Origin of the sequence: Tunturiibacter gelidiferens (genome assembly GCF_051013345.1) — a bacterium.
GTDB lineage: Bacteria > Acidobacteriota > Terriglobia > Terriglobales > Acidobacteriaceae > Edaphobacter > Edaphobacter gelidiferens_A.
Map to the genome: position 1 here is coordinate 412,466 of NZ_CP132939.1, position 12,079 is coordinate 424,544.

Below are 12,079 nucleotides of genomic sequence, written 5' to 3' on the forward strand. Positions count from 1 at the left end.
TGCTGTGTCCATTATCTGATGCCCAAAATATGACGTTCGGCTCTATCAGGTATTTGCTGCCTCGTTCGACGGTCTTCTCCCGAAGGAGTTACAGAAAAGCGCCGCTCAGAACAAAGGAATCAGTACAAAAAAATCAGGGCTGTTTTTGTAACGTAAGCGAAATAAAACCCTGTGTGCCCGTAGCCGCGGCGAGGTTTGTCGTCTCGGCCACACCCAAAATCTGCTGCGGGACAATCGTCAACAGACCGTTCGCGTCGGAGATAGCTGAAGACTGCGAAGAGGCAAGGACAGGCGCGATCGGACAACGACCCCGGTCCGGACACGCCGGTTGCCAGGCATCGACCGTCTGGAAGATCTGCACCACAGCGCCGGCAACAGGATGAGACGCCGTATCCGTAACCTGCAGGACAACCGGCGTGATCGTACCATTCGCGGAAACGATTTGATTAGCTCCGCTCACCGCGATCACGCGCAGGTCTGCAAGGTCGACGCCCACCGTAGTAAACGAAGCACAGACGTTCGTCCAGGCACAGCCAGACAGCGTCGCCTGGGTCCCAGCCGCCAACGGACCAGCCGTTGCAAGGGTCTGCGCCATCCCCTGCGGGTTCACAGGAGAGCTCGCCGGCGTCACAGAGACCGGTCCAGAAGTCGTCTGCCAGCGAACCGGCACCCCTGCAGTAGAGGAAAAGTTATCGCTCACGGTTACCTCTGGAGTCCACGCAACGGTCGCACCCGCTGCAATGTATTCCATCGCCTGTACCGCCGTTACGGCCTGGACGCGCGCCGCCGCAGTGAAAGAAGCAGCGGCGGTGCCATCCACTCCCGCCGCCTGCAGCGTAATCGGACCCGCACTCAGCGGAGTCACCAGCGTCGATGCCACGCCATTCGCGTCCGTACTGATGGTGCAACTTGCTGCTCCACAAGCGGAGAACTGCACCAAGCCGGTACTCGCAGTAAAGGTGACAGCCTCGCCCACAACCGGAGTCGCTCCATCGCCATTCAGCACCTTCACGGCAAACGGCGTCGACGCAGGTTGCGCAAGCTGCACCAGACCCGATGGCGCACTCACCAGGCTGAGCACAGGCACCGGCGCAGCGTAGCTCAGCGACTGCGTCATCACCGTCGTCCCACCCGTAGAAAGATCCGTCACCGCGACATCGGCCACCAGCGCCGTACTTGAGCCGAGAGCGTGAATCGAGGGCACCGTAGCCACAATCGTGTTCGCGGTCCAGCTCGTAACGGTGGCGGAAACACCGTTGACCGTCACCGCATTTCCTGTGCGAAAGCCCATTCCGCTGATGGTGATTGTGCCCCCGCAGCGCTCACAGTAGCAGGGCTCAGCGAATCCGCATAAAGCACGCGCGCCCTGTAGTTGAAATCGGGCCGTCCGTCTCCACGCTGATCGGCGATCGCAATTCGTAACTGATTCGGTTGCGTAAACGAGGTGGTCAGCGCCGTCATGCCGCTAGCCTCGCCGTTAAAGGCCTCACCCACTCCGGCAACTCCAGGTAAAGAGCCCAGCGCATCGGTCGTATGCCACACCCCAATCACCGGCATCGCCTTGGCCGTTGTCGCGAACCCTTGCTCATCCTCCGCCGTCACCTCCAACGTAAACGAGCGGTTCGCTTTGACCGAGAGCGAAGACCAGGCGGAGTGTCCATACCCGCAGAGCAAACCCGACCACAATCCCTGCGACGCCACAGCCACAGGAGCAGACTCCGTTCCGTCCGCGCCAGTATCGCAGGAGTTCGCCGGATTCGTCGGTGAGAAGTCAAGGTACGCCTGGGTGTAGCTGCCCAGAAGTCCTTCGGGCTGCACAGGGTCCGATCCCGAAGGCCCGACGGTGTTGGCAACATACGGTCCCACAGCATATTGCCCCGTATACAAAGGATTGACGGGTTCGGTCTCCATAATCAATACCTGCCACGATCCTGGAAGCATCGGCACCCGCTGAAGAATGTAGTAACCCTCATACTGGTTATTTTGGCTCCCTTCGCTTCCGCCGAACGAAGAGTCGGGACCAGTCACAGGGTTGCCGTTCGACTGGCGAAAGAGTGAACCTGACACCGCAGAGGTGGTATACCAATCTTCGATCTGCGCCGGAAGTGTGAACTGTGCCCAGCGGCGTATGACAATGTTGACTCCCTGCATCCCCTCTCCCGTAGCGAAGCTCAAATGTCCTTCAACCAGACTCGCGTTCAGTAGGCTATCCATCTTCCCCGGGCCCGCCTGTCCTTGCGCGATGAAGTACAGCTGTGTCAATGCCGATAGATCATCCGGCCGCAACGTAAACGGCTGCGGCATGCACTGGTAGGTATACGAGCTGCAGATGATGTCGATCGGATGCATCACCGGCCAGTGCAGGGCCTGGTTGGCAGTCGGTTGTGGGCTGTCGGTAAAGACGTTGTCGTTGGTCTGCGACCACCCCAGCCCGAGCACGCGGCCAAACGCCCGCATCAACTGATACTGCAACTGCGTCTGCTGCTGAGGAGCAGGCCCGGTGCACCGCCCATTGAGGATTAGAATCGCATGCTGAATGAATCCAGCCGGGACGATCGAATCGACGCTCTCGGTCACGCCATTCTGCCGACATCCCGAAGGGTCGCTCGCACCATTGCCCAACAGAAGATCGGTGACCGACCCATCGCTGTCGTAGATTACGGCGATCTGCTTGGCGAGGTAGTTAGTGCTTTGCACATCGGCCGGAAAGATCGGCCCATTCGCTCCTAGAAAAGCATTGGCTCCGCTGACATGCTCATCCAACGCGCCACCCTGCGACAGCACCAGGCTCGCGGTCGGAACATTCCACACGGCCGCTGCAGCCGCCACAAGAGCGTCCGCAGCCGCGTGGTTCACCGTCGAGCTCAAATCTCCGGGGTCCGTGAAATAAAGCGGCTGATTCGTGTACCAGACCACCGGAACCCCCGAGGTCGTAAAGTAGGGCGGCCCAGTCACCCACCGCGGCCCCCGGCCCAAACGGTCGCGGCGCCTCCCAACCAGCAGATCATCAGCGTGCAGAGGGTTTGCAGTATCCGAAAACGAGTTCGTGAGCTTGCGTCAGGGCGTGACATGCTGCGCCTTCTGCCACGAGTTCAACAGGCCCAGCACCACATCCACCGACGCCTGCTGCGCAGGGATCGACGCATCTGCGGCACTGCGATACCCCAGAGGCAGAATCACATCGCCGACAGTTGAACCCGCTGTAACCACCTGCTGCTGCGTCGCCCGCGACTGCGGAAACGCATCCGCTGGCCGCACCGGCCCGCTTCGGTAGGAGACCGCGCGCGCCAATCTCGCACCCAGCCAGCGAAGATCGACAAACGGTAACGAAGGCCCCTCCGTTGCACTCTCCGCCACCGCAGCCACCCTCGTGCTCTGGCGAATCGGAATCGCTCCGTCAAGCCCGCCAACCGGCGAACTCATCCCACCCGCGCTCGGAGCATGCAAAAGCATTAGCATCCGCTGCCCCACGCGATACCTCTGGCTGTTTCCGGCCCAAAGTCCACCCCACTCGCGCAAAACGTACGGTTCGCCGGCTCTGCATCCCCGAATTGCCTGATCGACGCGAAAATCGACCTCGACGATCCCCGAAGTCGGTCCGGCACCGCCGGGAAGACGAACCGTCAGCACCTGCCCCATGAAGATCACGTCCGCCCGATCCGACATCTCGTGCAGAACGTCCGTAACCGTCTGCGATCCTGCAGACGACGCCACCTGACCCCACGCTCCCCCAGCCGTCAGCAGCGCGGCCATGGCAATGGCGCGCAGCCGAACGAAAACTCGCAGCGTCCGGCCCATTCCAGCCACTGGCGCGATTCCAGCCATGCAGGCCATCCCGTCCCTCCGTCCTCTCCCTGTTCTTCGTCAGGAGAGTCACGTTACGAACGGTTGTCCTATTTTCGGACACTGCGCCGACTCCGGCAGTTAGATCTCCGGGTAAAAGTCGAAGAACGCGTCAATACTCATTCGCAGCTGAGCCTCGATCTGCTCCCTGCTCCCTTCCAACACATGCAGCGTCACATGCGCCTCGTTGCCGTTCTTCAAGGTTACGGGCGCCTCGCCCACCGACGCGATCTCATCTGCAGGTAACAGCCTCATTCCATACACCAAGGTCAGGTTTGCCATAGCCTCAATTGTTTCACCAAACGCACCGAAAACGCCGGTTTGCATCTTTTTCGTTCGTGGCGCATTTACACTAGTGGAGCTTATATGCCCGAAAACATAACGCACGACACTGTCATCCTCGGCTCAGGCTGCGCCGGACTTACCGCTGCCATCTACACAGCGCGCGCCAACCTCAAACCCCTCGTCCTCGAAGGCCACGAGCCTGGCGGCCAGCTCTCCATCACCACGCTGGTTGAGAACTTCCCCGGCTGGCCCGAGGGCGTCCAGGGCCCAGACCTCATCGAGAACATGAAGAAGCAGTCCATCCGCTTCGGAGCCGAGCTGCGTCTGGCCCACCTCAGCTCCATCGATCTCACCAAGCGGCCCTTCGCCCTCAACCTCGGCAAGGAGACCATCCACACCCGCACTCTCATCATCGCCTCCGGAGCCAGCGCACGCTGGTTGAACCTCCCCTCCGAACAGGCCCTCATCGGCCACGGCGTCACCTCCTGCGCCACCTGCGACGGCTTCTTCGCCTCCGGAAAAGAGATCGCGGTCATCGGCGGCGGCGACACCGCCATGGAAGAAGCCCTCTTCCTCACCCGCTTCGCCTCCAAGGTCACCATCATCAACCGCAGCGAAAAGTTCCGCGCCTCCAAGATCATGCTCGACCGCGCCATAGCTCACCCCAAGGTCCAGTTCCTCTCCAGTACCGTCGTCGAAGAGGTCCTCGGCGTTGAAGAAAAGGACGTCAAAGGTCTTCGCGTCAAAAACAAGGTCTCCGGCCAAGCCTACGTCCTGCCCGTCGCCTTCATGTTCCTCGCCATCGGCCACATCCCCAACGCCGAAGCCTTCAGGGGCATGCTCGACCTCGACCCTGAAGGCTACATCCAGACACGCAACAATGTCTTCACCACCCTGAACGGCGAGATCATCCCCGGCGTCTTCGCCTGCGGAGACATCCAGGACCGTCGCTACCGCCAGGCCATCACAGCCGCCGGCTCCGGCTGCATGGCCGCGCTCGAGGTCGAAAAGTACCTCGAAGAGTACGGCCGTTGATCGAGTAGACTGTCCGGGACGATCTTCGCGGGAGAGCCGACGCACGATGACGGTTGCAGGTCCGATAGTCTGGAGTAGTCCTTCGACATGGCCTTGGGTGGTTTACGTGTGGGCGGCATTCGTCTTGATCGGCGCAGCTAAACCAACTTGGCGCTGGATACAACGTGGCAGAGGAGAGAGCTGGCCGCTTGCCGATGGCCGGATCGACTCTGCACAAATCTCGAAACCTACCTTCTCGTTATCCGTCAAAAGTGGCCACTATCTAGCCGAGCTCCTCTACTCCTACTCTTTCGCTGGCGTCAGCTATTCCGGCCGTTACACTCGCGACATCCCCACCGCAGACGAGGCCGAAGAATTCGTTCGCGATCTTCAAGGTAAGGCAATAGCAGTTCACTACAACCCGGAAAAGCCTTCGCGTTCCGCTTTGCTCGAACGCGACGTCGAATTGTTGCTCCAGAGCCGCACACCAGTACCTCCCGCGTCGTTGCCACCACCAAGGTCAATACCGTCGTTGATCAGCTCTCTTCTCCCAATCTTTATTGCTCTCTCCGTCGTCGGGCTCGTATTGAGCCTGTGGGTCCATCTTGGCGCCGTGATGGGACAGCGTGTGGCCCCTGAATCCTTTTTCTGGATTCTTCACATTGGAATCTTCGTTGTGTGGCTGCCTGCAATGCTTGTTGCCCAAAGACTCGTTGGGACTATGAACCGCAAGGATTTTTGGAAGGTCGTCTTAAAAAATTCGCCTGACTGGATGCGTTACATGGTCTACGCATTTGGAGGGTATGCGATGGTCAACTTCCTTTTGTTCATTGTCAATGCTCCCAATGGAGAAAACGGAGCAAATCCTCCAGCGGCAGTATGGAGAGGATTCTCCGGACACTGGATGGCTTTCTATTCAGCCGCTTTGGCTATCTTGTACAGTGCATCGCGAAGCTCGGCGCCCGTTGATCACTCATGATCACCCTCACTCCCAAATAAGTAACCGAAGAACACGGCCGCTAGACCATCATCCGGTCGATTGACCCGCCCCCGACCCCTCTGCGAAACTCAGCCCTATGCAATACAGCGGCAAGCTCGAATATGCTCAGCAGCGGAAGATACGCGAACGCAACACCGCGCTCTACCGCCTCGCTCACTGGCCCATATGGATCTGGGTCTTCTTCCTCGCCCCCGGTCCGCTGACCTTCTCTCTTTGCCCACGGCTTCGGACGCGGCAACCTCGCATGGTTGATCGCCGTCCTGATCGGCACCGGCATCGCCGCCCTGCGCGGCAGCCTTCCCGGCTCCGAGCCGCGCCCCTACATCCTCCGCTTCGACGAGGACAAGCCAAATCCCTCTACCGCCGCGTCTGCTACACCTTCGCCTGGAACGCAGTCCTCAGCTTCGCACTCCTCAACCTGAGCGGGCTTCTGATCGCAGCCGCCACCGGCCACTGGTACATGCAGCAGATCTACCGCTATGCCTACTTCCCTCTCTGCGGAACGATCCTGCTGCTCGGTGCCGCAGGCCTACTGCCACGCGTAAGGCCGTCCACCCAAGGCGAAGGCACAGAACGCCGATACTTCTACGGCTCCGTCTGGGCCGTAACCATCTCACAAGCGCTCCTCCTCGCCTTCTGGAAGACCCTCCCGGAAACCCGCGCAGCAAGCCTCACAAAACTGGCCATCTTCGCCTCTGCCCTCCTCCTCATGGGCCTCGCCGCCTACCGAGGCACGCTCCCCCGCACTCGCCCCATCGTGCCAGGCGAACTCATGGTCGCCGACTGATCGTCCCATAGCTCCGAGACCTGTCGCTTATGGCAACAGCTGCGACAGATCTTCTAACTCTCCGTGAAGCCTGAGTCGCGGCCCGGAGCCTACTGTTTTGTTGCTTCGTACTTGGTCGTCTTATTCTGCAGCTTATCCTCATTGGTGGCTTTGGCGGTCTTGCCGTCCGGCGCCACCGTCACCGTCCACACTGAGATCACCTTGCCGTCGCGCTTATCCGTCTCCTCCAGCGTATTCTTGCCGTTCATCTTCACGGACACGCTCGTCACGCCCGGATCGCCGCTCATCGGCGCTTCGGTGCCATCCAGCTTGGCGGTATAACTCTGGCCGGTAGGAGCGGTCATCGTGATCTCCTCGCCGCTGACCTTGTACGTCCAGACCGTGGCATTGTCCGACAGTCCTTCCATCATCGTGGTTCGCCACGAACCCGAGATCGCATTCGACCCCGCCGGGCCCTTCGCTACCAGTGTTGCTTCGCCCTTGCCCGTCACCGGAGGACCGCCGTTGGTATCGCTGCTGTCACTGAAGCTAAACCTCGCGGTCTTGCCGTCCGCCGAGACCGTCGTGGTCGAAGTTCCGACAACCTTGCCGTCTTTCTTGTCCGTCTCTTCGATCTCGTGGTCGCTCACAACTTTAATCGCGACGCTGTCAAAGTACGGATGCCCGGTCACAGCTTGGTCTGTGCCATCCGCTTTGACCTCGAACGGCGGAACACAGGTCTTGCACGCATACATTCCGCCTTGCAGCAGGAACACGTCAGGCTTCTTCGAAAAATCGACTTTGCTCATGTCGACCTTCCACGTACCATCGAAGGCGCTCTGCGCCATCAGCGTAGGAGATAACAGGGCCGCGAGTCCTAAAACAAACAAAGGCTTTTTCATCGCAAACCTCCATCCCCGAACTTCGGGGCGAGGAGTTTATCAAAACCAGCGTTCACAGGAGAAGATTCCTTATGTCGCAGCTTTCAACGTCATGAACTCGGCGATTCCAAGGACCAGAGCATACGTAGCAAACAGAAAAGCTCCATAGCGCCCTCCCGATGATTCCTGAATCCTCGGCATAAACGTTGAAAGATGCGATAGGACGACGGCCTCTCCAACCATGCCTGGAATCGCAAGGAGCAAAGCTGCCGACGCCCAATCTGAGGGCACGATCCGAAGGAGTTTCAGAATGAAGACTACTAGGATTGCAGTCAAAACCGGTGACACGAAGAAGCTAACCCAATAATTCAGTTTGGTTGCCTCTAGAACTTGAGGACCCCGGTACGCGTAGTAGATCGAACCGACGATCCAAATGATCAGTCCAAGGGCGAACAGGATGATGCGGCTTCGTAAACTCATGAATCCTCCTCATAGAACGTCTATGTACCATTCGGTACATGCAGCAAATGTACCATATGGTTCATGCCGAAAAAGAAGGTCATGAGCGCAATCCCGTCGGACCATAGTGAGATCATCCTGAAATGCCTTGGCGCATTCATCCGCTCGGGAACGCTGGACCTAAGTCTGGACCAGCTCGCCGCTGACGTCGGAGTAAGCAAGCGTATGCTGATCCATTATTTTGGCGGCCGAGACTCGATTGAAGAACGTGCAATGGAGCTGTTGGAGAATCGGCTTCGCGCGCAGTTTGCGCCAAATAACCTACCCCCAGGTATTTCCCTGCAACAGGTCTTGTCCGAACTCTGGAAGAGAACGACCGACCCGGCCTCAAAGGGTGTGTTGCTGCTAATCATGGACATCTCAAGACGTGCATGGAATGGATCTAGCCGAGCTTACGAGTTCTATATCGAACAGCAGCGGTTGTGGGTAGAACTGTTGTTGAACTATCTCCCCGAAAAGGATGTAGTGGAAGACGTCCTGCAATCATTCCAGGGGGCGGTTCTGGCTTATCTCATCACAGGCGACGCAAAGCGGGGGAGACGTATGCTCCATCGTCTCTGCAAACGACTTGATTCTGAGAAACAATCTCGACAAATCTCAAAGCTCGGCTAACAATACCCTGAATCCTGCAGGAGCTCTTCGGCCAGACCCATCCCTCTTCGAAGAACCCGACAAACCATAGCTCTTACCCAGTGCAAAAAGCCCACCACGCAACACCACTGAAACGCCAGCAAAACACCATGTCAAGCCCACAAAACGCAAACACCCCCGCCAGGCTTGAACAATCGCGTGGCGTATCAGTTATGCCCAACTCTCTATACTGGATACAGAGGACAAATAAGGGTGTCATCCTGGCCCGGCCGAAGTGGAACGATCCCTGTATTTGTCTTTTTCGGTATAACCCGTTTAGAAACAATATTCTGCAAGCAAGTCCTTTGGATGGAATTATTTACAAGAGACAACTTCCCGTAAACGACTCTATACAAAGGAGTTACTCCCCGGTAATAGGGGGAGGGGGTCAGGCCGGACCTGGCAGCTTCTCGGTACGGCATAGATCGAAGCTGTGTCCTGCCGGACGGGCGCCCTGCGCGGGCAGCGGTCACTTCGTGACATGTATACCGGCTTCGCCCAGGCGCTTTCCGATGGTCGCGAGTCATCTTCTTTCCGACCAACGGGAGGACCAACCGAAGGGGTATACATGTCACGAAGTGACTAGAACTTGTGGAACATGAAAAACGCACCGGCGATCAGGCAGCCAAAGGCCGCAACGTGGTTCCAGTGCAGCTTGTCGCCGAAGTAAAAGGTCGAAAAGACGCCGAAGACCGTCAGCGTAATCACCTCCTGCATCACCTTTAGCTGATCCGGGCTGAAGCTCTTTGACCCGATCCGGTTGGCCGGCACCTGCAGGCAGTACTCGAAGAAGGCGATGCCCCAGCTCACCACAATCACCTTCCACAGCGGCACCTCTTTGAACTTCAGGTGTCCGTACCAGGCAAAGGTCATAAAGATATTCGAGCCAATCAGCAAAAAAATGGTCCACATAGTTCGTTTCAATCTCCATGCAATCAAATCAGAAGCTGAACGATAAGATGCAAAGAGCATGACCATCGCCGGGAACCTCGAAAACCTCCAGCAACAGATTCACGAAGCCTGCCGCCGATCCAATCGCTCCGACAGCGAAGTCGCCCTGATGGCGGTCAGCAAGGTCCATCCGGTCGAGGTCATCCTGGAGGCCTACGCCGCCGGACAGCGCCTCTTCGGAGAGAACCGGGTGCAGGAGTTTCAAGAAAAGTCCCAGCACCTCACCGCACTGAAGGACGCGGAGTTCCACCTCATCGGCCCGCTCCAATCCAACAAAACCACCCGCGCAGCCGAGCTATTCCACGCCATCGATGCAGTCGACTCGCTGAAGATCGCGCAACGGCTCGACGCAGCCGCCAAAGCAGTGGGGAAGAAGCTGCCGATCCTGATAGAGGTGAAGCTGAGCCACGAGGAGTCGAAACACGGACTCGCTCCGGCAGAATTACCCGCTCTCCTGGCGGCGATGGCGCCGCTCCAGTCGATCGAAGCTGTAGGCTTGATGACGGTTCCACCATGGTCCGAGCACGCAGAGCCGGCGAGACCATACTTCCGCGACCTCCGCAGCCTGAGAGACCAGTCGCTCGCTAGCTTCCCGAAGCTGACGCAGCTCTCAATGGGAATGTCGAACGACTTCCAGGTAGCCATTGAAGAGGGCAGCACCTGCGTCCGCGTGGGAACCGCCCTCTTCGGCAAACGGATCGTGGCTAGCGGATGAACTCCGAGCCCAAGGCAAACGAGCTCCATCGCGGCCTCTCCACCAGCGCTGCACTCGGCCTCAACGTCATCGACATGGTCGGAGTAGGCCCGTTCGTCACTCTCCCCTGATCGTCGGAGTCATGGGTGGACCGCAGGCAATACTCGGCTGGCTGATGGGCGCCCTCCTCTCTCTCTGCGACGGCTTGATCTGGAGCGAACTCGGCACCGCCTACCCAGAGGCCGGCGGCTCCTACGCCTACCTGAAACACCTCTACGGAGAGAAGACCTGGGGGCGGGCGTTTTCATTTCTCTACGCATGGCAAGTCCTGATCAGTGCGCCACTCTCGATCGCTTCAGGATGCATCGGATTCGCACAATACATCTCGTTCTTTCTTCCGAACGCGAGCCACCCTTTTGCATCCGCATCGCTTTTTGGGGTTCCAGTAGTACTAAGCGGACAGACGCTGATCGCGATGAGTGCGTGCACTGCCGCCCTGGTCGTTCTGCACCGCAGCATCTTCGCCATCGGTCGAATCGCACGCTGGCTTGGAGTCGTTGTAGGTCTCACGCTGGTGTTAGTGATCGTGGTTGGATTTACGCACTTCAGCCCTCGTCTAGCCTTCGACTTCCCACCTGAGGCCTTTCACATCAACCATGCATTCTTCGCAGGCCTCGGCGCTGGAATGCTGATCTCAGCCTACGATTATTGGGGTTATTACGGGGTCTGCTTCCTGGGCGCCGAGGTCCGCGACCCTGCAAAAACCATCCCCCGCACAGTGCTCGGCTCAATCGGTGTTGTCGCAACTCTATATGTGCTGATGAACATTAGCGTTCTCGGCGTGCTTCCATGGCGAGAGATGGCACAGAACAGCGACAGCCATGCCCGTACGTTTACTATGGCCTTCTTTATAGAGAAGCTGTATGGGCATGCCGCCGCCGGAGCGATCGTTCTGCTCATCGCTGTGGCAGCACTTGCATCTGTGTTTGCGTTATTGCTCGGATATTCGCGGATTCCTTTTGCTGCTGCACGAGATGGTAACTTCCCTCATGGTTTGGAGCTGTACACCCGAAACATCGAGTCCCAATGCATTCCCTTTTGACCCTTGGCGGCATAACACTGACGTGCTGCATCTTCCGGCTGCAGGAAGTCATCACCACTCTTGTAGTGATTCGCATTTTGTTTCAATTCTTACTACAGGGAACGGCCGCTTTGCTACCAAAGCATCGCCACGAGCGCAAGACGCGAGGGTTTCGGATGCCACTCTATCCGCTGCCTGTGGTGCTGGCGCTGGGTGGATTTGTCTTCATTCTCTTCTCACGACCGAACTTCCTGCGAGAGATGCGGACAGCCGGGTTGATACTGGTAGCGGGCTCCGTCGTGTATGCGTTCCGCCACATCAACGTCCGCAACTAGACCGAAAAGAGCTAGCCTCTGAATCAACTGAAATATTTCGCAACTCATGGGTCCCATGACCTGACCGACGAACAATCGTT

Annotated in this window: 14 protein-coding genes; 7 read left to right on the forward strand and 7 right to left on the reverse strand. The window is 58.2% G+C overall.

The genetic code is table 11. The features are described from left to right. Positions 1 to 133: 133 nt before the first annotated feature. The 4 genes from RBB80_RS02050 to RBB80_RS02065 all read right to left on the reverse strand — a co-directional run bounded on the left by RBB80_RS02050 (position 134) and on the right by RBB80_RS02065 (position 4,170). Positions 134 to 1,291 (reverse strand): hypothetical protein, encoded by a 1,158-nt coding sequence (locus RBB80_RS02050; RefSeq protein ID WP_433966680.1) that lies wholly within the window; start codon positions 1,289 to 1,291, stop codon positions 134 to 136. Beyond that, positions 1,264 to 2,955, reverse strand: a complete 1,692-nt coding sequence (locus tag RBB80_RS02055; protein WP_433966681.1) for a hypothetical protein — start codon at positions 2,953 to 2,955, stop codon at positions 1,264 to 1,266. Before RBB80_RS02055 ends, RBB80_RS02050 begins: the two co-directional genes overlap by 28 nt. A gap of 102 nt (positions 2,956 to 3,057) precedes the next feature. Further along, complete coding sequence (locus RBB80_RS02060) at positions 3,058 to 3,834, reverse strand: hypothetical protein (RefSeq protein ID WP_433966682.1); 777 nt, start codon at positions 3,832 to 3,834, stop codon at positions 3,058 to 3,060. Positions 3,835 to 3,924: 90 nt separating this feature from the next. After that, the gene (locus tag RBB80_RS02065; protein ID WP_433966683.1) at positions 3,925 to 4,170 is read right to left on the reverse strand and encodes an allantoinase; all 246 of its coding nucleotides are present in this window, start codon (positions 4,168 to 4,170) and stop codon (positions 3,925 to 3,927) included. A gap of 39 nt (positions 4,171 to 4,209) precedes the next feature. Between RBB80_RS02065 and trxB the strand changes: the two genes are divergently transcribed. The 3 genes from trxB to RBB80_RS02080 all read left to right on the forward strand — a co-directional run bounded on the left by trxB (position 4,210) and on the right by RBB80_RS02080 (position 6,929). Continuing rightward, entirely contained in the window at positions 4,210 to 5,163 is a 954-nt protein-coding gene (gene trxB / locus RBB80_RS02070; protein WP_433966684.1) for a thioredoxin-disulfide reductase, read from the forward strand. A gap of 46 nt (positions 5,164 to 5,209) precedes the next feature. Further along, on the forward strand, positions 5,210 to 6,121 hold the full coding sequence (locus tag RBB80_RS02075) for a DUF3592 domain-containing protein (protein ID WP_433966685.1): 912 nt from the start codon (positions 5,210 to 5,212) through the stop codon (positions 6,119 to 6,121). 97 nt (positions 6,122 to 6,218) lie between these two features. After that, positions 6,219 to 6,929, forward strand: coding sequence for a hypothetical protein (locus RBB80_RS02080; RefSeq protein ID WP_433966686.1), 711 nt, complete (start codon positions 6,219 to 6,221; stop codon positions 6,927 to 6,929). An 89-nt stretch (positions 6,930 to 7,018) separates the two neighbouring features. On the opposite strand, the gene RBB80_RS02085 is transcribed toward RBB80_RS02080, so the two are convergent. Continuing rightward, entirely contained in the window at positions 7,019 to 7,810 is a 792-nt protein-coding gene (locus tag RBB80_RS02085) for a hypothetical protein (protein WP_433966687.1), read from the reverse strand. Between the two features lie 69 nt (positions 7,811 to 7,879). Beyond that, positions 7,880 to 8,269 carry a DUF5367 family protein gene (locus RBB80_RS02090; RefSeq protein WP_433966688.1) on the reverse strand — a complete coding sequence of 130 codons (390 nt, stop codon included), beginning with the start codon at positions 8,267 to 8,269 and terminating at the stop codon, positions 7,880 to 7,882. Between the two features lie 81 nt (positions 8,270 to 8,350). Here RBB80_RS02090 and RBB80_RS02095 point away from each other — a divergent pair, with 81 nt between their 5' ends. Then, positions 8,351 to 8,920: a TetR/AcrR family transcriptional regulator gene (locus tag RBB80_RS02095; RefSeq protein ID WP_433966689.1), complete on the forward strand. Its 570-nt coding sequence runs from the start codon at positions 8,351 to 8,353 to the stop codon at positions 8,918 to 8,920. Between the two features lie 600 nt (positions 8,921 to 9,520). Here RBB80_RS02095 and RBB80_RS02100 read toward each other — a convergent pair. Continuing rightward, positions 9,521 to 9,850, reverse strand: a complete 330-nt coding sequence (locus RBB80_RS02100) for a DMT family protein (RefSeq protein ID WP_433966690.1) — start codon at positions 9,848 to 9,850, stop codon at positions 9,521 to 9,523. Between the two features lie 58 nt (positions 9,851 to 9,908). Between RBB80_RS02100 and RBB80_RS02105 the strand changes: the two genes are divergently transcribed. The 3 genes from RBB80_RS02105 (at position 9,909) to RBB80_RS02115 (ending at position 11,999) form a co-directional block, all read left to right on the forward strand. Continuing rightward, the gene (locus RBB80_RS02105; protein ID WP_433966691.1) at positions 9,909 to 10,604 is read left to right on the forward strand and encodes a YggS family pyridoxal phosphate-dependent enzyme; all 696 of its coding nucleotides are present in this window, start codon (positions 9,909 to 9,911) and stop codon (positions 10,602 to 10,604) included. Between the two features lie 121 nt (positions 10,605 to 10,725). Next, a complete protein-coding gene (locus tag RBB80_RS02110; protein ID WP_433966692.1) occupies positions 10,726 to 11,685 on the forward strand; it encodes an APC family permease in 960 nt (319 codons plus the stop codon). Then, positions 11,670 to 11,999 carry a hypothetical protein gene (locus tag RBB80_RS02115; protein WP_433966693.1) on the forward strand — a complete coding sequence of 110 codons (330 nt, stop codon included), beginning with the start codon at positions 11,670 to 11,672 and terminating at the stop codon, positions 11,997 to 11,999. Before RBB80_RS02110 ends, RBB80_RS02115 begins: the two co-directional genes overlap by 16 nt. The last annotated feature ends 80 nt before the right edge of the window (positions 12,000 to 12,079 follow it).

Coding starts and splice junctions, on each gene's coding strand:
- RBB80_RS02085 (WP_433966687.1), bottom strand. CDS start 7,810: ATGAAAAAGCCTTTGTTTGTTTTAGGACTCGCGGCCCTGTTATCTCCT.
- RBB80_RS02080 (WP_433966686.1), top strand. CDS start 6,219: ATGCAATACAGCGGCAAGCTCGAATATGCTCAGCAGCGGAAGATACGC.
- RBB80_RS02075 (WP_433966685.1), top strand. CDS start 5,210: ATGACGGTTGCAGGTCCGATAGTCTGGAGTAGTCCTTCGACATGGCCT.
- RBB80_RS02095 (WP_433966689.1), top strand. CDS start 8,351: ATGAGCGCAATCCCGTCGGACCATAGTGAGATCATCCTGAAATGCCTT.
- RBB80_RS02115 (WP_433966693.1), top strand. CDS start 11,670: ATGCATTCCCTTTTGACCCTTGGCGGCATAACACTGACGTGCTGCATC.
- RBB80_RS02100 (WP_433966690.1), bottom strand. CDS start 9,850: ATGTGGACCATTTTTTTGCTGATTGGCTCGAATATCTTTATGACCTTT.
- RBB80_RS02090 (WP_433966688.1), bottom strand. CDS start 8,269: ATGAGTTTACGAAGCCGCATCATCCTGTTCGCCCTTGGACTGATCATT.
- RBB80_RS02050 (WP_433966680.1), bottom strand. CDS start 1,291: ATGGGCTTTCGCACAGGAAATGCGGTGACGGTCAACGGTGTTTCCGCC.
- RBB80_RS02065 (WP_433966683.1), bottom strand. CDS start 4,170: ATGCAAACCGGCGTTTTCGGTGCGTTTGGTGAAACAATTGAGGCTATG.
- RBB80_RS02060 (WP_433966682.1), bottom strand. CDS start 3,834: ATGGCCTGCATGGCTGGAATCGCGCCAGTGGCTGGAATGGGCCGGACG.
- RBB80_RS02110 (WP_433966692.1), top strand. CDS start 10,726: ATGGGTGGACCGCAGGCAATACTCGGCTGGCTGATGGGCGCCCTCCTC.
- trxB (WP_433966684.1), top strand. CDS start 4,210: ATGCCCGAAAACATAACGCACGACACTGTCATCCTCGGCTCAGGCTGC.
- RBB80_RS02105 (WP_433966691.1), top strand. CDS start 9,909: ATGACCATCGCCGGGAACCTCGAAAACCTCCAGCAACAGATTCACGAA.